Raw genomic sequence first — 22,138 nt, forward strand, 5'->3', positions numbered from 1 at the left:
GGATCAGCGCGCGAACGTGACGTGGATGACGCCGCTCTCGGCGACCTCCGACGTCACGACGTAGTCGCTGCCGAGGTTCCGCAGGCCATCCCACAGCCGGAGGCCCTGGCCGAGCACAACCGGCGCCAGCGCGACATGGAGGCGGTCGACCAGGCCCGCAGCGAGGAAGTCGCGCACGGTGCCCGCTCCCCCACCGATCCGGATGTCGCCGCCACCGGCCACCGCCTCCGCCCTCGCGAGGGCTTCCGCAGGGCTCGCGCTGAGAAACTCGAAACGCGTGCCGTTGGCGAAGTCGATCGGCGCGCGCTCACGACTGGTCAGGACGAGCACGGTGCTGTGGAACGGCGGCTCGTCCTCCCACCAGCCCCGCCACTCGGGATCGTCGGGGAAGGTGTGGAATCCGAACATCCCGGCACCCATGATCTCGGCACCGATGCCCTCGAAGTACGCCGCCGCGTAGCGGTCGTCGACCCCCGTGGTCCCCTCCCCCGCCGTCTCGTGCATCACCCGTTCGCGAAACGTCTTCGTGGCGGCGTAGTGCTCGACGATCCGCCCCCAGTCCGCGCCCATCGGGTTCTCGGGGGTCTGGTCGGTCGGCATCACGATGCCGTCGAGCGAGAGATTGAGGTCGATGCGAACCGTCATGAGATCCTTCCGTGTCGTGGGGCCTGCGCCGACCTCACGCTGCGTCAGTCAGGCGCCGAACGTTGGGATGGTCGGTCTCACGCTCCCTGGCAAGATCGTAGTTCACCTGCATCGCCAGCCATGCCCGGGCGCTGCTGACTCCCGCCTCATCGAGACGCATTCCACCTGTGATGCCACCCCCTCTGACTTGATTAAGTCTCATATTAGGCGTAGACCGGGTGTGATTCATCGACAGCACGCAAGAAACGGAGCACACTATGTCCACTCGATCACAGGCGATCGCTGCAACGGTTTGCGGCGCAGGAATCATCCTCGGCGTAGCCAGTGCGCCACCCGCCTTCGCGGATGATTCAGCGTCTCGCTCATCCTCGTTCGTCTCCCAGAGTTGCATCTCCCAGGTGGAGGCAATATCCCGGCAGAAGGGCATCAGGGCCGACACTGCCACGTCACTCTGCACGGGGACGATCACAACGACTGAAACCGAGCCTCGAGTCGCAACCTCCGCTGAAATGGGAGCGTACGCCGAGGAGAACAACCTGAGCGACGCCGCCACGGATGAACTGTTGCTGGCCGCCCTTCAGGGCGAGATCACCTACCGCGATTGGACGCATTCCTACTGGGGCGGATCTCTGCTGGAGAAGCACGCTGGGCGCACCTTCTGGGACGGTTCGAATGCGTGGATCGCCACCTACCGCGGGCTGACGGGCGCGAATGTGTGCCACTCGGAGGGTGGAATCGCAGTCGGCTGGGCCGTCACTCCACTCGAGTGCTCTTCCCCCGGTGCTGGCACAAACGCCGACGCTTACTACAGATTCGACGCAAGCGTGGCGTTCGAAGGAAGCCCTGTGACGCTTGACATTGGGCTGCACTACTCAACGAATGCGACCGGCGATGTATCAACGTGGCAGGTCGGCGGTTGACGTATGAACGAGACAACCACGCACGAGAGGGTTTCGGCCGTGCCAGCCCATAACCAGCAGCTGTTCCCGGTCGTCGACCGCTGGTTCCTGGCATTCATCGCGCTCGAGGTGGTCACCTTCCCACTCATTCCTCTCCTGCCGTTGGTCGTGGCGGCAGCAGGCATCGCGACACCGCTTCGCAGGTCGCGATGGCGCCTCTCCGTCCTCTTCAGCGTCGGCCTCGTCTTGAGCCTCATCGTAGCGGCACCAGTGATACTGGGGCTGCTCGACATCCAGCTCGTTCAGAACGGGCCCGCGCACACGATCCCCGATGGGTGAACGGGGGCGCTCAGCGCGGGGTCGGGGAGGCGGTGGCGGGTCGCAGGATGAGCGTGCCGGGGTCGATGCTGGCGTCGGCCGGAAGGCCGAGGTCGCGGTCGAAGACGCGGCGCACCGAGTTGCCGGCGAGGTCTTCGAGGCGGGTGTCGACACGGAGGGCCGCGGGCAGGGAGCCCGGCGCCGGCGTGAAGGTCCACTCCGTCGCCGACGATGCAAGCGACGCAGTACCCGGCACCGGATGCCCGCCCTCCCCCACCGCGACGAGACACCGCCGCACGAGGGCCCGATCGAGCGGGCGGTCGAAGCGCACGACGAGCGGAGCGCCAGTGGCACTCGGCCATCGCACGTTCCAGAGCGCGGGGTCGACCCGCGACCTCACCGGTGGGCCGATGCGGTAGGTGCGCGAGGCGCCAGCCGCCAGGGCTGCTCCCGACGCGTCGCGCAGCCGGGCATCCACCGCCAGCGTGACGGAGCTGCGCTCCACGAGCGGCGGCCCGGCCTGCACGTTCGGCTGCAGCCCGCGTTTGATCCGCCCGGGTTCGAGGATCACGGTCAGCCGGCGACCCTCGCGGTCCCAGAGCTCCGGGGGCATGCCGAGGAGGGAACCCGGAAGCTCGGCACCGCTCTCGTCGAGGAGGGCGACGCACCCGGATGCCGAACCCTCCTCCATCGGAGCCGAGAAGGTCAGCGCGAAACGCAGCAGGTTGGCCGGCACCTCGTCGCACGCGGGATCGAACCGTTCGACGACGGTACTCCGCACAAGGCGCACGGCAGGCACGTCGACCCGCGCGAATTCGAGCCAGGCCTGCCGATCATCCGCTCGCCTGACAACCGCGTAGGCCGTGCCGGCGACCGCAGGAAACCGCGGGGTGAAGTGCCCCACTCCCCCACTCCGCCGCCAGCTCCCGGCCATCGGCACGAGGTCTGAACCCAACCCGAGCCCGAGCGCGCCCACCGGCACGACCGCCAGTTGCGCAGGGAGGGACGGCCCGCTGACCCTGAAGCCGCCCTGCTCCCAGGCCGCCTCAACGTCACTCAGGTCGCTCGGATCGCTCACGCCCGCACCGCACCGCGCAGACGGCTCAGAGCTCGTCCGCCCCGAGCGTCCGCAGGTGGATGTCGCCGCCCTCCTCCTGCACGACGACCACGTTCGCCCGGTCTAGGCTCGCCATCCAGGTCACGCCCGGGTGGTCGAGGTTCTCGCGGGGAACGCCCAGCGACGAACCGTCGTCGGAGAGCCCGAGGTGAAGCGGCTCCTGCCCGGCGATCGACGACACGGGGATCTTCAACAGCGGGTGGCGCGTGTTCGAGACGAGGAGAAACTCTTCGCCGTCGCGGTCGTACGAGACGAGGCTGAACGGCTGGTTCATCGGGCCGAGCTCGGCGACGGTGCGGCCGCGCACCAGCCCCTCCCCGCGCAGCTGGTCGAGCGTGAAGTGCACAACCGGCGTGCAGGTGTAGGTGGCGAGGATGCCCCGGCCGCCGTCGAACGGCGTGAGAGCCCTGATCGGCGACCCGGTCTCGTACTTGCCGTGGTCGACGTGGAAGATCTCGACGGAGGTGCCGGTCGCCGTTCCGTCGAACGGGTACGGAATCTGTCGGAGCCGGGAGCTGAATTCCTCGTTGCTGAGGCCGGCCACGAAGAGCGACCCGTCGATCCACGCGAGGTCGGTGATGCTCGACCGGGCTGACGGCACCTGCGCGATGTCGAGGGTCACCCCGTGGATCTCGCGCGGCGCGGACCCCGGGTCGATGCCGTCGAGCCAGACGTCCTTCCGTTCGTCGTCCTCCGCGGGGGCGTCGTCGAGGTCGAAGGATGTCGCGGGCAGCTCGTCCACGTCGACGACGCTGAGCTGGCCGTCCGCCCCGGCCCGCACCAGCGCGGGGCCGGCGTCGGCGCCGCGCCCCCGGGCGATCGAGAGGTACACCTCGCGCGAAACCGGGTGCACGGCGATCCCCCGGATCACCGCGTCGCCGGGTGCGACACCGAGCAGGGAGGCCAGTTTCGTGCCCAGTTGGTCGACGCGCACGGCGGGGGCCGCGACATCCAGAGGCTCGGCCGTCTGCTGCTCTGCCGTCTGCTCACCGGCCGTCTGCTCGGCGGGCAGCTCGAACGCCACCACGCGCGCCCGCGTCACATCGGCGGCGAACAGCACGGCACCACCCTCGAGCGTCGGCGCGGGCGCGAAGAGCAGCGGACCGGCCGACTGCAGGGTGGAGGTGAGAGTGGACGACATCGAAGGCTCCTGTCCGGCGGCGGCACTCGCAGCCGTCTTCCACCCTACGCTTCCGTGAACCGTGCCAGCCCCCCCGCCGACTGACGCACGGCAGGGGCCGTGAACTGTTTTCAGGTGCGGCCGGTGGGGCGGATCGAGAGGGTCTCGATCGTTCCGCCCGGCGGCAGGTCGACGACCGTGCGGACGGCCGCCGCGACCGACTCGGGGGCGAGGTACAGGCGGGTGTCGTATTCGGCACCCTCTCGCGCGACCTTGGCCTGCTGCATGGCGGTGTCGGTGCGACCCGGATGCACGCTCGAGACCCGCACGCCGTTCGGCCGCTCCTCCTCGCGGAGAGCATCCGAGAGGGCACGGAGGGCGAACTTCGAGGCCGAGTACACCGCGCCTCCCGGGGCGGCAGTGAAGCCCGCTCCGCTGTTGATTGTGACGACCAGGCCTTCCGCTCTGCGGAGGGCGGGCAGCGCGAGGCGGGTCAGTTCGGCCACGGCGAAGACGTTCGCGGCGAATACCGCCTGCCAGGTGGCGAGCTCGGTGAGCTCGACCGTCGAGCCGTCTTCGACACCGGCCGAATGCACCAGCACGTCGAGACTGGCGGGCAACTCCGGGAAAGGGCCGACTGCCAGGTCTCCCACGAACGGCTCGGCCGACGGCAGCGCGGCGACGAGCGCGTCGACCCGTCCGCGGTCGCGCCCGCCGACGAGCACGTGGTGCGTGCGCCCCAGGTCGATCGCCACGGCGCGACCGATGCCGCTCGTGGCACCGGTGACGAGAGCGATCGGCCTGGCAGCATCCATGGCGTCCACGCTAGCGCGGCTCAGCCGCGAGGGCCGAACCGGCCGGCGAGCAACGCGTGCAGCAGGGGGATCACCGACACGATCATCAGCACCGTGCCGAAGGCCGCGTCGCTCCCGTGAAGCACGGCACCCGCGATGAGCAGGGCGCCGAAGAGCACGGCCGAGACGACGCGCCGGGCCATGCGCTCGAGCCGGCCGATCCGCCGTTCGATCGCCGGGCTCGTCACCGCGAGGGTGCCGTTCTCGAAGCGGGTCGTGAGGTTGTCGAGGCGTTTCGGCAGGCGCGCGGTGATCGCGGCGGTCTCGAGGGCCTGCTTCGCGACATCCTGCACCACGTTGCCGCGCTCATCGCGGATGAGCTGCTGCGCGTACGGCTCGACCGAGTCCCAGAGGTTGAAGCTCGGGTCGAGGGCGCTGCAGACGCCGGAGGTCAGCGACATGGCGCGGATGATCAGCAGGAAGTTCTCGGGAAGCTGGAACGGCAGCGTGCGCACGACCTCGCTGAACTGGTTGCCGAAGTCCCGGAACTCGCGGGGGTCGACGTCGCGCAGTTCAGCGAACCCCATCCCGCCGAAGCGAGCGAACAGCTGGGTCATCGCCTGCTCGAGTTCGGTGGTCTCGGCGTTCGGCAGCAGCACGCCCACGTCGCGAACGGCGTCGACGAGGCCCTTGCCGTCGCGGGACGCCGCGGCGATCAGCATCTTGCGAAGACCGCTCCGGGTGTTGGCCGGAACGTGGCCCATCATGCCGAAGTCGATGAACGTCAGCTTCCACGGACGCGCGTCGGAGCCTTCGGGCACGGCGACGGGCGTGACGAAGATGTTGCCGGGATGCGGATCGGCGTGGAAGAAGCCGTTCGTGAACAACTGGTCGAACATGACGGCCGCGAAGACCGGTGCGACCTCGGCCGGATCGATCCCTGCGGCCCTGAGCGCCACGTCGTCGGTGATCTTGATCGCGGTCACGTCTTCGAGCGTGAGCACGCGGCGGGTGGTGCGCTCCCAGACGACAGCGGGAACACTGACCCGGGCGTCGCCGGCGAAGTCTGCAGCGAATCGTTCTGAGCTGTGCGCCTCGTGCAGGTAGTCGATCTCCTCGAGGCTGGTCGCCGCGAACTCCTCGACGAGCGCCGGCATGTCGACGCGGTCGGAGACGAGGTGCACGTGGCTCAGCCAGCCCCCGACGCGGCGGAGTGCAGCCAGGTCGACGTCGATGATGGCGTCGATGCCCGGTCGCTGCACCTTCAGCACGACGGCGTCGAGACCGGTGTCTTCGGCAGCGAGCGGAGCGAGCCTGGCCCGATGGGCCTGGCCGAGGGATGCTGCGGCCACCGGCCGCTCATCCACGCTCTCGAAGACCCGACTAAGGGATACGCCCAGCTCACGCTCGGCGAGCTCGCGGATGGCCGGGAAGGGCACCGGGGGGACTTCGTCCTGCAGGCCCTCGAGCTCCTTGGTGATCTCGGGCGGCAGCACGTCGAGGCGCGACGACATGAACTGCCCCACCTTGATCATGAGTCCGCCGAGGTCGACGGCGAGTACGTGGAACTTCTGTGCGAAGCGCCGCATCCGCCTCGACCGGGTGCGGTCGGCGATACGCCGGAGCCCGATCCGGGGAAGGAAGAGCTCGAACCACCAGGTGACGGCCAGGTTCCAGCCCGCGAACCGCAAAATGCGGCGGTACCGGGCGCGGGTGTCCCCCGCAGCCGGCACCGCCTTCTTCAGGCCTGTGCGTTCAGGCGGTAGTGCTGTCAATCCTGGGCGAGGATCGAGTAGATCCGGCGACGTGCCTCTTCGAGCACGGTCACCGCTTCTTTCACCTGCTCGGGCGTTCCGGAGCGACCGACCTGCGAGGCCGCCTGGGCCAAGTCGATACCGGCCTTCGGCAGGGCGCCGAAGCGGCCGTGCTCGCTCTTGGCACCCTCGGGCTTGCTGCTGTCGGAGCCCCCGGAGGTGCTCCACGGGTTCGACGGGTTGGCCGCGACACTCACGTGACCGGCCTCGGTGAGCGAGTAGGTCTTGCGACCGTTCGACTCCTCGGAGCTGATCAGGCCCTCGTCGGCGAGCAACTGCAGGGTCGGGTAGACCGAACCGGCGCTCGGCTTCCAGGTGCCGCCGCTCCGCTCCTCGATCTCGCGGATGATCTGGTAGCCGTGCATCGGCTGCTCGGCGAGGAGGGCCAGAACGGCAACGCGCACGTCGCCCTTGCCCACCCGGGTGCCCTCACGCTTCTCGAAGCCTCTCTCGGCACCCTTCTCGAAGCGCGCACGGATCTGGTCGACGGCCTGCCATAGGCCCTCGCCGTTGGCACCCATGTTGCCGAGGTTCAGGTTACCGAGGTTGCCGAGCCCCAGATTGCTGAGATTGAAGCCGCCGGCGCCGAATCCGCCGTTGCCGGACCCGCCCGTGCCGAACCCGCCTGTGGGGAATGAACCGCTCATGATGACCTCCTGTAGGAAACGCTAACGATACTCAACGATATACAGCGACACACGTGAACGACACCCACGGGCATCCATGCTCAGCAGATCGTCAGCACACGGTCAGGCGGGCTGCTCCTCGCGGTGCGGGAGCTTCCAACCCGGGCGCACGTAGTGGCAGGTGTACCCGGCCGGGTACTTCTCGAGGTAGTCCTGGTGCTCGTCCTCGGCCTCCCAGAACGCGCCGGCGGGCTCGACCTCGGTGACGACCTTGCCCGGCCAGAGACCGGAAGCGTCGACGTCGGCGATGGTGTCGAGCGCGATAGCCTTCTGCTCGTCTGTCGTGTAGTAGATCGCCGAGCGGTAGCTGCGGCCGACATCGTTGCCCTGGCGGTTCTTGGTCGACGGGTCGTGGATCTGGAAGAAGAACTCCAGCAGATCGCGGTACGAGATGATCGACGGGTCGAAGACGATCTCGACGGCCTCAGCGTGGTCGCCGTGGTTGCGGTACGTGGCGTTCGGTGTGTCGCCACCCGAGTAACCCACCCGCGTCGAGATGACTCCCGGACGGCGGCGGATCAGCTGCTGCGCTCCCCAGAAACATCCGCCGGCGAGGTTTGCGGTCTCAGTCGTTGCCATGTCAGGCCTCCTTCGTGTCGAACAGGCTGCGGTAGTCACCGTAGCCCTTGGCCTCGAGCTCGTCCAAGGGGATGAACCTGAGTGCCGCGGAATTGATGCAGTAGCGCAGACCACCCTCTGCGACGGGGCCGTCGTCGAACAGGTGGCCCAGGTGGCTGTCGCCATTCGCCGAACGAACTTCGGTGCGAACCATCCCGTAGGTCTTGTCGTCGTGGCGCACGACGTTGGCCGGATCGATCGGCCGGGTGAAGCTCGGCCAGCCGGACCGGGAGTCGTACTTGTCGGTGGAGGCGAACAGCGGCTCGCCGGAGACGATGTCGACGTAGATGCCGTCATCGTGGGTGTCCCAGAACTCACCCGAGAACGCGCGCTCCGTGGCGTTCTGCTGGGTCACAGCGAACTGCTCGGGGGTCAGCGTTTCAAGGGTGGTGGGGTCTTTGCGGTACACAGTGGTCATAGATGTCGCTCCTTGCGTTTCGCGTGGTGCTTCGTGTTTTGTGCTTTGGGGACCGCTGGCTGCGGCCCTCGATGACTACAACACCGCACCCCGGTGAGAAGTTCCCGTATGCGTGCGATTGTCGGTCAGAACGTGCGGGCGAGGGCGCGGCCGAGCGCGGTGCCCGACGACCACGCTGTGGAGACCGCCGAGCGGGCGCCCCATGCGTCGCCGCAGACCGCGATACGCCCGCGCAGGAGGAACGGTTCGGGGTGCTGTTCGGCCGGGTTCGAGAACGTCCAGCGGTGAACGAGGGTGGAGGTCGGCGGCACGGTGATGCCAAGCAGCCCTGTGACGGCGTCGGCGACGGCACCGGCGGCTGACTCCGGATGCTCGAGGTGCTCCCGCGCGAACTCCGCGGTGGTGTGCGCGACCAGCACCGGCGCACCGTCGCCCCGGCGGTCCCCATCGTCGGCCACGAAGGCCAGCACCGGCGATCCGTTGACGAACGCGCCGTGGAAGTCGGCGGGCCAGTGCCGCTCAGGCCACGACAGCACGACGCTCAGGGTCGGCTGCCACGCGTCGGCCCCGAGCAGCTCCGAGGATGCGGGTGAGCCCGGTTCGAGCATCCGTGCCGCCTGGGGATCGGGCATGGCCAGCACAACGGTGTCGTACCGGATGCCCGCCACCTCGCCGCTCTCGGGCACCCCCGCGACGACCGTCTCCTGCTCGACGACGACCCCGTCTTCACGCAGTCGGTCGGCGAGATCGGTTGCAAGGGAACGCAGACCTGCGGTTGCGGCGTACCGCAGCGGACCTTGCTTGCGTTCGCTCGTTCCGTCGGCGGAGAAGCTTTCGAACGTGTCGGTCCAGGGGCGCACCAGCCCGCGGGCGATCCAGTCGTCGACGACGGGCCGGAAGTCGGGGACGGTCTGCTGGGTGGGGTCGGGTTGGGGTGCGGGTGCGGCTGCGGGTTCAGGGGCGGGGTCAGGGGCGGCTGCAGGGACGGTTTCTGCGGCGGCTTCGGGCACGGTGAAGTACCGGGCGCCGATGTCGACGGGGCGATCATCCACCCGCTTCGTCGCCAGGCGGCCGCCGACGACCCTCCCCCGGTCGACGACCCTGACAGTCGCACCGCCGTCGTGCAGGGCGCGGGCGCAGGCGAGGCCGGAGATGCCGGAGCCGATGACGAGAACGGACGGGGACGGTGCGGTGGAGGCCATGACTCCATCCTCCCGCGCGCAGGGAACGCGGGAGACCCCCTTGTGGCGATTCATCGGCGCCATCAGCATAAATGAGGCAATGTCAGTGGTTGGTGTTTGACTGTAGACATGAACCAGCCAGCCGCTCCCGCACCCGACTTCTTGTCTGTGGTGCAGTGGGTTCTGGATGCCCGGCAGCGCTTCGACGCGTTGCTGGCGTCGGGCGGCGGTGGGGCTGCCGCGCCCTGCGGGCTTGCCGACGACGCCCTGGTGGCGGCTGTGGTGCAGGTCGAGTCGTTGGGCCGGATCATAGATGGGTTGCGGGTGCAGGTGGCTGGGGAGGTGGCGGCTCGTTCTGCTGCGGAGTTCGGAGCGGAGGGTCTTGCCCGGTCGCACAACGTGCGGTCGGTCCCGAAGTTCCTGGCGGCGATCACCGGTGCTCGGGCGGAGACGATCATGTCCAGGATGAAGCTCGCCTCGCAGGTGCACACCACAATGTCTCTCGTGGGTCTGCCGAACCTGCCGAGGTTCCCGCAGGTTGCGGAGGCTCTGGCCCGGGGCGAACTGGGGGTGGATGCGGCAACGTCGATTACGCGGCGTCTCTCTGAGGCGGCGGCGAAGATCGGGTTCACGGAAGAGGTCTCGGAGGCGGAGGGTGACCTCGTCGCGTTGGCGCAGCAGACGTCGGGCGGTTTCGGGTATTCCGCGAACCAGGTGGATGATCTGGCGATCCGGTGCCGGGAACACCTCGACCCCGACGGTGCGGAGCCTCGCGAGGCGGATCTGCACGAGAAGCGGTACCTCGAGCTCAAGGCGCACCGTTCGGGGATGACGTCGATCCGGGGCCTGCTGTCGCCGTCGATGGCGGCGATCGTCGCGTCGGCGTTGGAGCCGCATACGTCACCCCGTATCGTCGCGTTCCCACCTGACCTATCCGACGCAGCCGACCCGTCGGCGCCCGGCGATGCCCCGGTCGACGGCTTGACCGCGGATACCCGCACCACGGGTCAGAAGCGCGTCGACGCGCTCGTGAACCTCCTCCAAGTCGCGGCGGGACGGCCGGAGATGCCGCGCCTGAACGGTGCCGCACCGACCGTGAACCTCCACGCCACCCTCGACGACGTCGTGTCAGGCCGCGGGATCGGCTGGATCGACGGCCTCACCGCCCCCGTCCCGTACTCAACCGTCGAAACGCTCCTCTGCCACGCGGATGTCATCACGACCCTGTTCGGTGAACACGGGCAGGTCCTTCAGCACGGGAAGACCCGCCGCCTGTTCACCCCCGCCCAGAACCGCGCCCTCGCGGCGCGGGATGGTGGGTGTGTGTGGCCGGGCTGCGACGCACCCCCGTCCTGGTGCGAAAGTCACCATGTCGACGGGTGGCTCTCCGACACGAACCCCGGCGGCCTCACGGACATCGACAATGGGGCGCTGCTCTGCCACTTCCACCATTCGAACGTGCACAAAACACACTGGAAACTCACCATCCGAAACGGAACCCCGCACCTGATCCCACCGGACTGGCTCGACTGGACCCAGACCCCAAGGCCCTGCCAACAGAACCGGGCCAGACAGAAGACCGGCCACCACCCGCCCGGCCCGCACAACCCTGCCCGGCACCGCCCACCCCCGACCCCACCACCCACCCGGCAACCGAGCAACCCTCCAGCCAGCGACCCTCCCCACAGCGAACCTCCGCACAGCAGCCCCCGACCCGGCCAGCCTCAATCCGGCGAGCTCCGAAACGGCCAGCCTCAATCCGGTGAGCCTCGACCCGGCCAGCCTCGACCGAGCGACCGGCCACCGACCGAATGGTGGCTCGAACACCGCCAGAGCGACACCGGGTAGAACGACGCCGGTGCACGAAGCAATGATCCCAGCCACTTTGGCCGACCATCCACGGATCATGCGCCGCATGCCGGCCGCACCACCGATCCGGCCACGCGCATCCAGAACCACACCTGCCGACGGCAAGCCCGCAGGGCGCGACAGCAGCGCGCAACGCCAGCACAGCAGCAGCGCGCAACGCCAGCGCAGCATCAGCGCGCAAAGTCAGCGTCAGTTCGCGGCGCGTTGCACGGCGGCGACCGCAGCCGCCACTCCCCCGCTCCAGGGTGCGCCGTGGCCGGGGAGCACCCACTTGGCGCCGGTCGGCAGGAGCGCATCGAGAGACGCAAGAGCGTCGGCCGGCTCGTCCGTGAAGGGTGCCGGCTGCGGGCCGGTGCTTCCGGTGAGCACACTCCGCGTCGTGAGGGCGTCGCCCACGAAGACGGCACCGACGGCGGGAACGCTGATCGCTATGCTGCCGGGCGAGTGGCCGGGCATCCCGATGATCCCGGGCGATCCGGGCAGCGCGAGCGTCTGGCCGTCGTGCACTTCGATCACCTCCGTCAGGTGGGTGGTGCGGAGGCCGCCCTTCCGGATCATGTGCCCGAAGAACCCCAGCGTCGCACCGAGCTTCATCTTCTGCGAGGCGTTCTTCGGCTTCGGTCCGCCTTTCGCCCGCGCGGCGTCGGCCTCGTGCACGTAGACGGGCACTCCATGGTCGCGGCGCAAGCGTTCGGCGAAGCCGATGTGGTCGGAGTCTCCGTGCGTGAGGATGACCCCCCTGACATCCGCGAGGGGGCGTCCCAGCGCGCGCAGTTCGGCCAGGAAGTCCGACCACTGGCCGGGGATACCCGCGTCGATGACGGTTATCCCTTCAGGTGTCACGACGAGGTAGAGCGCGACGAGGTCGTCGCCGACGCGGTGGAGCGAAGACGAGGCGGAGCCCGCGGACGAAGCGGAGACCGGGGACGACGCGGAGCTCGGGGACGAGGAGGAGAGTTTCATGATGGCTACGCTACATAGCCATCATGGCTACTGTCAATAGCTATACTGGGTCCGTGCCCACTCCTGACAGAACTTCCCTCGACGCCATCGTGATGGCAGCCCGCGACCTTCTCGAGCAGGACGGCCTGCCCGGACTCACGATGCAGGCCGTCGCCGAACGTGTGGGCGTGCGGGCCCCCTCGCTCTACAAGCGGGTACGCAACCGCGACGATCTCATTCGTCTGGTGGCCGAGGCGACGCTGGTGGAGCTGGCCGCCGAGCTCGATGCCGCGAACGGGGCACGAAAGCTGCTCGGCTCGTTCCGCGCGTTCGGACTCGGCCGGCCGGCAGCCTTCCGGCTGATCATGACCCCGGGCGATACGCCGTCCGCCGCCGCCGTGAGCGAGGCTCTCGCCGAGACGGTGAGCGCGGGCATCCTGCGCACGGCGCGCGAGCTCGCGGGCGAACAGGATGCGCTCTTCGCGGCCCGGACACTGACGGCCTGGGCCGCGGGCTTCGTCAGCATGGAACTGAACGGCGGTTTCAACCTCGGCGGCGACCCGGAGGACGCGTGGGAGTACGGCCTCGAGCGGATCGTCGCGGCGATCAGCGCGAAGCAGACGTAACATACCCGTCAGCCGCCCGACGACTCCCGCACCACCAGCTCCGGCTGGAACACGACCTGCCGCGGCTCGAACCCCGGCGCGCCCTCCGTCTCCTCGAGCAGCAGGCCGACGGCGGTGCGGCCGATGGCCTCACTCGGCTGGCGCACCGACGTGAGCGGCACCACCGTGGCCGAGGCGAAGGCGATGTCGTCGTATCCGACTAGCGCGACGTGCCGCGGCACATGCGATTCGCCCGTCATGTTCATCGCCTGCAGCACCCCCACCGCGAGCAGGTCGTTCGCCGCGAAGATGGCCTCAGGCCACTCCCGGGGGGACCGCGCCGTGACAGCGAGACCGGCCGCACGGCCTTCGATCACGGAGAGCGCCGGTGTCTCGATCACCTCGAGCCGGGCATCCGGATGCACGGCCACCGCCTGCCTCGCACCCTGGAGCCGGTCGCTGACCTGCCCGATGCCGAGCGGGCCACCGACGAACGCGACGCGCCGGTGACCGAGCGCGAGGAGATGGGCGACGGCCGCGAAACCGCCGGCCACGTCGTCGACCGAGACCGAGGAGAACCGGGTGTCCTCGAGCCGGCGGTCGACGATCACGGCGGGGATCCCACGCGAGCGGAGGGCGACGAGGCGGGTGCTGTCGCTCGAGACCGGCGAGATCAGCACCCCACGGGTGCGCTGGGACTCGAAGAGATCGAGGTAAGTCGCCTCCCGTTCGAGGCTCTCCGAGCTGTTGGCGAGCAGCATCGAGTAGCCGTGCTCGGCAGCCTCATCCTCGGCGCCCCGGGCCACGTCGGTGAAGAACGGGTTCGACGCATCGAGCACGATGAGCCCGAACGAACTGCTGTGACCGAGACGCAGGCGACGCGCCGCGTCGTTCCGCACGAAACCGAGCTCGGCGATCGCAGCCTGCACACGTTCTGCGACCGGCACAGACACTTTGCCCGGACGGTTCAGAACGTTTGAGACGGTTCCGACCGAAACCCCGGCGCGGAGGGCCACGTCGCGGATGCTGACCGAGCCCGGCTCCGCTCGCACGATCGGGGGCCTGTCAGTCATCGCACCAGTCTGCTCTATTCGGTTCTATTCGGTGGCTGCCGCAACCGCTGAGGGTTCGACCTCCTGCACCGAGACGCGCGCCCCGCCGGCCCCCTGCAGGAACTCCTCCACCACCGACGCGAACTCGTCGGGCCGCTCGATCTGCGGCATGTGGCCGGTTCGGGTGAAGACGTGCGACTCTGCACCCGGCAGCGCGTCCACGGCCGCCCGCAGGTGGCTGAACGGCAGGATGTGGTCGTGGTCGCCCCACACGACGAGGATGGGGATGTGGAGTGACCGGATGCGCCCGAGCAGTGTCGCGCGCCACTCCGGCCGCACCCCGCGGAACGTCCCGAGATCCCGAGCCACCTCGAGCATCGTGCGGGAGTGGCTGGAGCGCTGGGAGAGAGCGTAGGAGTGCCCGATCCGCTCCGGGGTCGCCAACGCCCGGTCGTAGAAGACGGCCTGGACGGTGCGCTCGGAGTTCCGCGGGTTCGGTCGCATCAGCGCCGCCCCGAGCGGCCGGAAGGCCAGCAGCCGCAGCACGAGGGTCACTTCGCTGCCGAAGCCGGCGCTGTCGGCCAGCACGAGGGCGGAGACCCGATCGGGATGCGAGGCGGCGAACGTCATCGCCACGGCACCGCCGAGCGAGTTGCCGATCACCGGCACGGCTCCGGTCACGCCGACGGTGTCGAGGTAGGCGGGCAGGATGCTCGCCAGCGCCCCGAGCGTCGCCGTTCCCCGCACGCGGTTCGAGTAGGCGAACCCGGGGAGGTCGAGGCTGAGCACCCGGTGGGTCGCTGAGAGCCGGTCGTGCTGTTCCGTCCAGTCCTCGAGGCTCTGGCCGATGCCGTGCAACAACAGTACGGGGTCGCCCGAGCCGGTGTCACGGTGCCGGAGTCGCACCCCGTCGACGGTCACGAACCCGGTGCCGGGCAGGGCGAGGGGTTTCTCCGCGAGCGTGGGAGTTGCACCCCTCCGGCCGAACCGTACGTCGTCGGTGATGCGGCCCGCCCGGAACAGACGGAAATCGCGCAAGTAGTTCTGGTGGAGCCGCCACGGCGAACGCTCCCCCTGTTTCGGCAGCGCGTCGACGCTCCGCAGTACATAGCCGGCCTGCAGATCGATCAGCGGCACGAGGTCTCCCGCGGCAACGTCGGCGGGAGCATCCGGAGTCACCGTCTGGTAGCCGTGCCGCTTCATGTACTTCAGGAGACGCACCACATAGTTCGCGACGAGGTCGGCCTTGAGGGTCCATGACGCGTTCGTGTAGCCGATAGTGAGCGAGAAGTTCGGCACTCCCGCGAGCATCATGCCCTTGTAGCTGAGCGTCTTCGGCACGTCGACGGGGCGTCCGTCGACGCTCAGCGTCATCCCGCCGATCACCAGCAGGTTGAGCCCGGTCGCCGTCACGATGATGTCGGCGTCGAGGCTCTGGCCCGAGGCGAGCCGGATGCCCGTGGGAGTGATCTCGTCGATACGGTCGGTCACGATGTCGGCGTTCCCCCGGCTGATGGCACGGTAGAGGTCACCGTCGGGAATGGCGCAGAGGCGCTGATCCCACGGCTCGTACGTCGGAGCAAGATGGGTGTCGACGGCGAAGCCGGCCGGCAGTTTCGCCACGGCGGATCGCCGGAGGATGTCCTTCATCTTCTCGGGCCGACGACGGCTCAGCTGGTAGGTGAACATCGAGTAGCCGATGTTCTTCAGCCGAACCACGTCGTATGCCAGCTGGGCGGGCAGCTTTCCGCGCAGACGGTCGGCGAGGTGGTCGCGCGACGGCACCGGCGCGATGTACGTGGGTGAACGCTGAAGCATCGTCACCTGCTCGGCGGTCTTCGCCAGCGACGGCACCAGGGTGACCGCTGTGGCCCCGCTGCCCACCACGACGACCCGCTTGCCGGCGTGGTCGAGGTCGGCGGGCCAGTGCTGCGGATGCACGATCCGACCCTCGAACGTGTCGGCCCCCGGGATCGCGGGCGTGAAGCCCTCGTCGTAGCGGTAGTAGCCCGAGCACACCGAGAGGAACGAGCAGGTGAACGTGACGGTCTGGGCGGCCGGGGCTTCCGCGTCGCCCGCATGGTATTCAGCGGCGGATGTTCGGAGGGCGGTCACCGTCCAGAGGGCCGTCTCACTCGAGAACGAGGCATCCAGTACCCGGTGGTTCAGCCGGATGCTCGGCTCCAGCCCCTCGTCCTGGATGGTGGCGTGGATGTAGTCCCGGATGGAGCTGCCGTCGGCGATCGCCTTCGCGTCGGTCCACGGACGGAAATCGTAGCCGAGCGTGTACATGTCCGAGTCGGAGCGGATGCCCGGGTAGCGGAAGAGATCCCACGTGCCCCCGACGGAGCTCCGCGACTCGAGGACGGCGAAGGTCGTGCCGGGGAGGGCCCGCTTGAGGTGACTCGCGGCGCCTATCCCACTGAGGCCGGCGCCGACGATCAGCACATCGATGTGTTCTGTCATGCACTCATGATAGACACGGTGTCGACTTAATCAACACCCTGTTGACTGAGCGCCCGGAATGGCTAGGGTGGGTCGCATGGCCCAACGAGGACGCAGAACGACACGCCTGAGCGGCGACGAGCGGCAGGAGGCGATCCTCATCACCGCCGAGACGCTGCTGGCCGAGCGCAGCCTCGACGAGATCTCCATCGAAGACCTCGCGACAGGCGCCGGAATCTCCCGGCCGAGCTTCTACTTCTACTTCTCCTCGAAGGACGAGGTGCTGCTCGCGCTGCTCGACCGCGTGATCGGTGAAGTGCAGCAGCGCGTGGTGACGCTCCCCCGCGACTTCGACACCGACCCCGCGGCGGCGTGGCGACGCGCCATCGGCGTGTTCGTCGACGTCTTCGCGGCGCACCGGTCGGTGTCGGCGGCCGCCATCGGGGCGCGGCTCCGCAACCCCGAGGTGAATGCGCTCTGGTCGTCGGCGATGCAGACCTGGGTGGGCTACGCGACCGATGTGATCGTCGCCGAGCGGGCCCGCGGTGCGGCTCCGGCGGGAACGGATGCCCGGCAGCTCGCCATCGCCCTGAACCTGATGAACGAACGTGTGCTCTCGGCGGCGTTCAGCGGGGAGACCCCCGCCGTCGACCAGTCGGTCGCGCTCGACGTGCTGGCGGGCATCTGGATCCGCAGCATCTACAACTGAGACTGCTTCTCCGCCGTCAGCAACACAACAGAAAGGCAAGAACATGCAGAAGATAACGAAAGTCACCGTGCTCGGAACCGGCGTCCTGGGTTCGCAGATCGCGTTCCAGGCTGCCTGGTTCGGTTACGACGTCACGGCCTACGACCTCTCCGACGAGCTTGTGGCTGCCGCGCGGGAGCGGTTCGCGAAACTCGCCGGCGTCTACACCGCCGACAAGGTGGGCGGCGGGGGCGAGGGTCGAGGCGAGCGGGTGCTGGCGGGCATCCGCGTCACCAGCGACCTCGGGGCGGCCGTGGCCGACGCCGACCTCGTGATCGAGGCGGTGCCCGAGAATCTCGACGTGAAACGCGACACCTACACGAAGCTCGCCTCCCTCGCTCCGGAGAAGACGATTTTCGCGACGAACTCGTCCACGCTATTGCCGAGCGATCTGAAGGAGTACACCGGCCGGCCCGACCGCTTCCTCGCCCTGCACTATGCGAACAACGTCTGGCGGCAGAACACGGCCGAGGTGATGGGCACTGCCGACACCGATCCGGCCGTGTTCCAGGCCGTCGTGGAGTTCGCGACCGGCAGCGGCCTCGTTCCGATCGAGCTCAAGAAGGAGAAGGCCGGTTACGTTCTGAACTCGCTGCTCGTGCCGTTCCTGAACGCGGCGGCCGGGCTGCTGGTCGGCGGGTTCGCCGACGTCGAGACGATCGACAAGACCTGGCGGATCGCGACCGGCGCACCGGTCGGTCCGTTCCAGATCTACGACGTGATCGGGCTCACGACGCCGTACAACATCGCGTCGGCCAACCCTGACGCCGGGTCCCAGGCCTTCGCGGCATTCCTGAAGGAGCAGTACATCGACAAGGGCAAGCTCGGCGTCGCCACCGGCGAGGGCTTCTACCGGTACTGAGAGGCTGCGCTACTGAATCGCAGCGGAGCTGAGTTGTTCCAGCCTGTGGCTGCGGGCCGGCGCTGCTAGCGGGCCGGCCCCAGCAGGATCGCGAGCAGTGCCACCGCGCCGCCGACGATGAACAGCATCGTACCGAGCTGCATCGTGAGCGTCTTGTTGCGGTCGGCCGTCGGAACATCGACCTCGAGAATCGGGCACCCCGACCATCCGATGAGCCCGACGCTCAGCGCAACCAGGAAGGACGCGGCCCAGAACAGCACCGCGAGACCGCCGGTGAGGAGCGCCGGGCGCCAGCCCGATGCCGCGAGAACACTGACCACGAGGGCCACGGAACCGACCGCAGCGACGAACCAGACCTTGCCGGTCTGCATGATCCGCGTGACGTTCTCCTCGGGACCCATCAGGTGGTGAACGGGCGGCGGCGCCTGCTGCTCCAGGTTGCGTGCGAAGGAGGAGGCGAAATCAGGAGTCGTGTCGGCCACGGATCTTCCTTTCAGGAGTGCGGATCTGCCTGAGGCAGACGGTACCACCGGCGGTACCGAAACTGTAACCTCGCTGCCGGTCTGCTGATTCCCTTGACACGAAAAATCTTTCACATCCGCAAACTTTCGTCTCTGCAGAGTTCTTCACACCCCCCACCAGCCGCGGCCCGGCCCGGAACCGACTACCGTTTGACTATGACCACCGACACGAACGCCGACCCGAGCGCCGCCACGAGCGCCGACCTCGAGGCGTCGCCCGCCGCTCCCGCCGAGGCCACCCTCACCTTCGCCGACCTCGGACTGAGCGACGCCGTCCTGAAGGCCGTGCGCGAGATCGGCTACGAGACCCCCTCCGCCATCCAGGCCGCGACCATTCCGCCGCTCCTCGCCGGGCGCGATGTGGTGGGTCTCGCCCAGACCGGAACCGGCAAGACGGCAGCGTTCGCGCTGCCCATCCTGAGCCGTCTCGATGTGAGCGCGAAGAAGCCGCAGGCGCTCGTGCTCTCCCCCACCCGCGAACTCGCCCTGCAGGTCTGCGAGGCGTTCGAGCAGTACGCATCCCAGATGCGCGGTGTGCACGTGCTGCCGGTCTACGGCGGCCAGGCCTACGGCGTGCAGCTCTCGGCCCTCCGCCGCGGTGTGCACGTGGTCGTCGGCACCCCCGGCCGCATCATGGACCACCTCGCCAAGGGCACCCTCGACCTCTCCGAGCTGAAGTACCTGGTGCTCGACGAGGCCGACGAGATGCTGAAGATGGGCTTCGCCGAAGACGTCGAGACGATCCTCGCCGACACCCCCGACGACAAGCAGGTGGCCCTCTTCTCGGCCACGATGCCGGCCGCCATCCGCCGCATCTCGAAGCAGTACCTCAACGACGCCGAAGAGATCACGGTCAAGAACAAGACGACCACGTCGGCGAACACCACGCAGCGCTACCTCATGGTCTCGTACCCGCAGAAGGTGGATGCCCTGACCCGCATCCTCGAAGTCGAGAACTTCGAGGGCATGATCGTGTTCGTGCGCACCAAGAGCGAGACCGAGGCCCTCGCCGAGAAGCTCCGGGCCCGCGGGTACTCGGCCGCCGCCATCTCGGGCGACGTCGTGCAGGCGCAGCGCGAGCGCACGGTGAACCAGCTGAAGTCGGGCAAGCTCGACATTCTGGTCGCAACGGATGTCGCTGCCCGCGGTCTCGACGTCGACCGGATCAGCCACGTCGTGAACTACGACATCCCGATCGACACCGAATCATACGTGCACCGCATCGGCCGCACCGGTCGTGCCGGCCGGAGCGGAGCCGCGATCAGCTTCGTCACCCCGCGCGAACGCCGGCTGCTCGGTGCGATCGAGAAGGCGACCCGCCAGCCGCTGACCGAGATGAAGCTGCCGACCGCCGACGACGTGAACGTCACCCGGCTCGCGCGCTTCGACGATGCCATCACCGCTGCGCTCGAACAGCAGGAACGCATCGCCGCCTTCCGTGACATCGTCGGCCACTACGTCGCGCACCACGACGTTCTTGAAGCGGATGTCGCCGCCGCCCTCGCGGTCGTGGCGCAGGGTGACACGCCCCTGCTGCTCGAGGAAGACGCCCGCGGCCAGCGCTTCACCCGCGACGACCGGCCCGGGCGCGACGAACGTTCGGGCTCCGGATCGGGCTGGGGCTCAGGCGGCAGCTCGGGCGCTCGCCCGGAGCGCGAGGGCCGCGTCACCCACGACGGCCGCGGCGGCTCGGATGATCGGAGCGAGCGTCCCGAACGGCGCCCCCGCAGCACCAAGCCCATGAAGGCCTACCGCATCGAGGTCGGAAAGCGCCACAAGGTCGAACCACGCCAGATCGTCGGCGCGCTCGCCAACGAGGGCGGGCTCAGCCGCGACGACTTCGGGCACATCGACATCCGCCCGGACTTCTCGCTCGTCGAGCTCCCCGTGGACATGGCCTCCGACGTGCTCGACCGGCTCCGCGACACCCGCATCAGCGGCAAGCTGATCGAGATCGCGCCCGACAAGCGCGGCGGGGCCGTGCGTTCGGAGGGCTTCCGGCGCGACGCGCCGCCGCGCGGCGACTCGCGCCCCAGCTACGGCGACCGCGCTGAGCGCCCGGAGCGCGCTGACCGTGCTGACCGTGCTGACCGGCCCGAGCGGAAGCCGCGCCACAAGTAGCGTCCCGCCCGCCGTGCGGCCTTGTCAGCCCAGCGCTGCTGCGACCATCCCTCGCACGGCGGCGTAGTCGGGGTTCTGCGGGTCCACCGCGGGTGGTGTGAGCTCCAGGGTCGTGACGGGCTGGTCGCGGGCCGCGGAGGCAAGCGCGAGCAGTCGTCCGAGCGCGCCTTCGGTGAGGTCCGTCCCCACCACACCGGGATCGCGTTCGGTCACCCGCGCGAAGGCCAGCCCGAGACTGAGCGGGCTCTTCTGCTCGAGCAGAGCCTGCTCGAGCTCGCGCTGGCGGGACATCCGGTCGAAGTCCGAGGTGCTCTGGCGTGAGCGGGCATACCAGAGCGCGGTCGTGCCATTCATCCTCTGGGTGCCCGGCTCGATGTACCCGGCAACACCGACACCGTTCTCGTCACCGTCGATCGGGAGCCGTTCGCTGACGTCGAGTTCGACTCCGCCCACCTCGTCGATGAGCGCGGAGAAGCCGAGCATGTCGACCTGCAGGTAGTAGGGGATGACCATCCCGAGCGCTCCCTCGGCGGCGTCGCGTACCGCCTCGACGCCGGGGCTGCTGTGCTGGGCCAGGGCGTCGGGGAACTCCTCAGGCGTGAACTGCTCGGTGCGCTGGAACAGGAATCCCAGCTGGCAATCGTTCCCGCAGTCGTACACGCCCGACGGGTAGTCGGCCCGCAACGGCGAGTCTTCCGGCAGCGGCACCTGCTGCAGTTCGCGCGGCAGACCGACGAGCACCACCCGGCCGGTGGCCGCATCGACGCTGACCACGGAGATGCTGTCGGTGCGCCTGCCCTCCCGGTCGGGGCCGGCGTCCGTTCCGAGCAGCAGGATGTTCAGCCGCCCGTCGCTCAGGGTGACATCGGGCGACCCGACGAAGAGGCGCGTCTCGGTCTGGGCCACGGTGTGAAGCGCTCCGGCCGCAGCAAGAGGTATGCCCCCCGAGACGAGGGTCGCGACCACGGTGGCCGCCACCACGGCGATCCGGCGCCCGAGGGCCGCCCCGGTCATCCTGCGCCGACGCACCAACAGCTGCACCGTGAACCCACCGAGAACGAACCAGAGTGCCGCGAGAACGAGTGCCACAGCGCTCGCGACGGAGAGCCAGGACGAGTTCGCCGCAAGGCCGAACCCGGTGGCCGGGGAGGCGACGAACACCACCACGATCACCAGCAGCGCGAGCCACAGAAGTAGCCAAACTGCCACGGCGATGCCGCCGATCAGGCGCCGACCGGCGCGCAGTTGGGCGCTGCCGGGCACGAGGAAAGCGAGCACCGCTTCGCCGGCCGGGCTGATTCGTCGGGCTGTCACGAAGTTCTCTCACTCCCGTCTGAGGATTCTGGTAGTTTTCTCGCGGGGT

Annotated in this window: 21 protein-coding genes; 7 read left to right on the plus strand and 14 right to left on the minus strand. The window is 68.8% G+C overall.

Going from position 1 to position 22,138, the window contains the following annotated elements:
* Nucleotides 1-3: 3 nt before the first annotated feature.
* Nucleotides 4-645: a dihydrofolate reductase family protein gene (locus FB464_RS06000; RefSeq protein ID WP_116414673.1), complete on the minus strand. Its 642-nt coding sequence runs from the start codon at nucleotides 643-645 to the stop codon at nucleotides 4-6.
* A 398-nt stretch (nucleotides 646-1,043) separates the two neighbouring features.
* Between FB464_RS06000 and FB464_RS06010 the strand changes: the two genes are divergently transcribed.
* A complete protein-coding gene (locus FB464_RS06010; RefSeq protein ID WP_142206618.1) occupies nucleotides 1,044-1,565 on the plus strand; it encodes a hypothetical protein in 522 nt (173 codons plus the stop codon).
* 39 nt (nucleotides 1,566-1,604) lie between these two features.
* Nucleotides 1,605-1,883 carry a hypothetical protein gene (locus FB464_RS06015; protein WP_142206619.1) on the plus strand — a complete coding sequence of 93 codons (279 nt, stop codon included), beginning with the start codon at nucleotides 1,605-1,607 and terminating at the stop codon, nucleotides 1,881-1,883.
* Between the two features lie 10 nt (nucleotides 1,884-1,893).
* Here the strand turns inward: FB464_RS06015 and FB464_RS06020 are convergent, their stop codons facing one another.
* The 8 genes from FB464_RS06020 to FB464_RS06055 all read right to left on the minus strand — a co-directional run bounded on the left by FB464_RS06020 (nucleotide 1,894) and on the right by FB464_RS06055 (nucleotide 9,631).
* A complete protein-coding gene (locus tag FB464_RS06020) occupies nucleotides 1,894-2,940 on the minus strand; it encodes a hypothetical protein (RefSeq protein WP_116414670.1) in 1,047 nt (348 codons plus the stop codon).
* Nucleotides 2,941-2,965: 25 nt separating this feature from the next.
* A complete protein-coding gene (locus FB464_RS06025; RefSeq protein ID WP_116414669.1) occupies nucleotides 2,966-4,120 on the minus strand; it encodes a hypothetical protein in 1,155 nt (384 codons plus the stop codon).
* Nucleotides 4,121-4,230: 110 nt separating this feature from the next.
* Nucleotides 4,231-4,914 (minus strand): SDR family oxidoreductase, encoded by a 684-nt coding sequence (locus tag FB464_RS06030; protein ID WP_116414668.1) that lies wholly within the window; start codon nucleotides 4,912-4,914, stop codon nucleotides 4,231-4,233.
* A 20-nt stretch (nucleotides 4,915-4,934) separates the two neighbouring features.
* On the minus strand, nucleotides 4,935-6,668 hold the full coding sequence (locus FB464_RS06035) for an ABC1 kinase family protein (protein ID WP_211327365.1): 1,734 nt from the start codon (nucleotides 6,666-6,668) through the stop codon (nucleotides 4,935-4,937).
* Nucleotides 6,665-7,228, minus strand: a complete 564-nt coding sequence (locus tag FB464_RS06040) for a PadR family transcriptional regulator (RefSeq protein ID WP_246093167.1) — start codon at nucleotides 7,226-7,228, stop codon at nucleotides 6,665-6,667. The genes FB464_RS06035 and FB464_RS06040 overlap by 4 nt, the downstream gene beginning before the upstream one ends.
* A gap of 228 nt (nucleotides 7,229-7,456) precedes the next feature.
* Nucleotides 7,457-7,972, minus strand: coding sequence for a peptide-methionine (S)-S-oxide reductase MsrA (msrA, locus tag FB464_RS06045; protein ID WP_116414666.1), 516 nt, complete (start codon nucleotides 7,970-7,972; stop codon nucleotides 7,457-7,459).
* Nucleotide 7,973: 1 nt separating this feature from the next.
* A complete protein-coding gene (gene msrB / locus FB464_RS06050) occupies nucleotides 7,974-8,429 on the minus strand; it encodes a peptide-methionine (R)-S-oxide reductase MsrB (RefSeq protein WP_116414665.1) in 456 nt (151 codons plus the stop codon).
* 125 nt (nucleotides 8,430-8,554) lie between these two features.
* Complete coding sequence (locus tag FB464_RS06055; RefSeq protein WP_116414664.1) at nucleotides 8,555-9,631, minus strand: NAD(P)/FAD-dependent oxidoreductase; 1,077 nt, start codon at nucleotides 9,629-9,631, stop codon at nucleotides 8,555-8,557.
* 108 nt (nucleotides 9,632-9,739) lie between these two features.
* Between FB464_RS06055 and FB464_RS06060 the strand changes: the two genes are divergently transcribed.
* Nucleotides 9,740-11,458 carry an HNH endonuclease signature motif containing protein gene (locus FB464_RS06060; RefSeq protein WP_116414663.1) on the plus strand — a complete coding sequence of 573 codons (1,719 nt, stop codon included), beginning with the start codon at nucleotides 9,740-9,742 and terminating at the stop codon, nucleotides 11,456-11,458.
* A 210-nt stretch (nucleotides 11,459-11,668) separates the two neighbouring features.
* Here FB464_RS06060 and FB464_RS06065 read toward each other — a convergent pair whose 3' ends face one another.
* A complete protein-coding gene (locus FB464_RS06065) occupies nucleotides 11,669-12,442 on the minus strand; it encodes an MBL fold metallo-hydrolase (RefSeq protein WP_116414662.1) in 774 nt (257 codons plus the stop codon).
* Nucleotides 12,443-12,495: 53 nt separating this feature from the next.
* Here FB464_RS06065 and FB464_RS06070 point away from each other — a divergent pair, with 53 nt between their 5' ends.
* A complete protein-coding gene (locus FB464_RS06070; RefSeq protein WP_116414661.1) occupies nucleotides 12,496-13,047 on the plus strand; it encodes a TetR/AcrR family transcriptional regulator in 552 nt (183 codons plus the stop codon).
* An 8-nt stretch (nucleotides 13,048-13,055) separates the two neighbouring features.
* Here the strand turns inward: FB464_RS06070 and FB464_RS06075 are convergent, their stop codons facing one another.
* Nucleotides 13,056-14,099 (minus strand): LacI family DNA-binding transcriptional regulator, encoded by a 1,044-nt coding sequence (locus tag FB464_RS06075; protein WP_116414660.1) that lies wholly within the window; start codon nucleotides 14,097-14,099, stop codon nucleotides 13,056-13,058.
* A gap of 24 nt (nucleotides 14,100-14,123) precedes the next feature.
* Nucleotides 14,124-16,544 carry an alpha/beta fold hydrolase gene (locus FB464_RS20145; RefSeq protein ID WP_142206620.1) on the minus strand — a complete coding sequence of 807 codons (2,421 nt, stop codon included), beginning with the start codon at nucleotides 16,542-16,544 and terminating at the stop codon, nucleotides 14,124-14,126.
* A 76-nt stretch (nucleotides 16,545-16,620) separates the two neighbouring features.
* Here FB464_RS20145 and FB464_RS06085 point away from each other — a divergent pair, with 76 nt between their 5' ends.
* Both FB464_RS06085 and FB464_RS06090 read left to right on the plus strand, forming a co-directional pair.
* Entirely contained in the window at nucleotides 16,621-17,232 is a 612-nt protein-coding gene (locus FB464_RS06085) for a TetR/AcrR family transcriptional regulator (RefSeq protein ID WP_246092949.1), read from the plus strand.
* Nucleotides 17,233-17,275: 43 nt separating this feature from the next.
* A complete protein-coding gene (locus FB464_RS06090) occupies nucleotides 17,276-18,133 on the plus strand; it encodes a 3-hydroxyacyl-CoA dehydrogenase (protein ID WP_116414658.1) in 858 nt (285 codons plus the stop codon).
* Nucleotides 18,134-18,198: 65 nt separating this feature from the next.
* Here the strand turns inward: FB464_RS06090 and FB464_RS06095 are convergent, their stop codons facing one another.
* The gene (locus FB464_RS06095; RefSeq protein ID WP_116414657.1) at nucleotides 18,199-18,615 is read right to left on the minus strand and encodes a hypothetical protein; all 417 of its coding nucleotides are present in this window, start codon (nucleotides 18,613-18,615) and stop codon (nucleotides 18,199-18,201) included.
* A 195-nt stretch (nucleotides 18,616-18,810) separates the two neighbouring features.
* Here FB464_RS06095 and FB464_RS06100 point away from each other — a divergent pair, with 195 nt between their 5' ends.
* Complete coding sequence (locus FB464_RS06100) at nucleotides 18,811-20,775, plus strand: DEAD/DEAH box helicase (protein ID WP_116414656.1); 1,965 nt, start codon at nucleotides 18,811-18,813, stop codon at nucleotides 20,773-20,775.
* Nucleotides 20,776-20,799: 24 nt separating this feature from the next.
* Here FB464_RS06100 and FB464_RS06105 read toward each other — a convergent pair whose 3' ends face one another.
* A complete protein-coding gene (locus FB464_RS06105) occupies nucleotides 20,800-22,089 on the minus strand; it encodes an LCP family protein (protein ID WP_142206621.1) in 1,290 nt (429 codons plus the stop codon).
* Between the last annotated feature and the right edge of the window lie 49 nt (nucleotides 22,090-22,138).

This window comes from Subtercola boreus (assembly GCF_006716115.1).
Taxonomy (GTDB): Bacteria; Actinomycetota; Actinomycetes; order Actinomycetales; family Microbacteriaceae; genus Subtercola; species Subtercola boreus.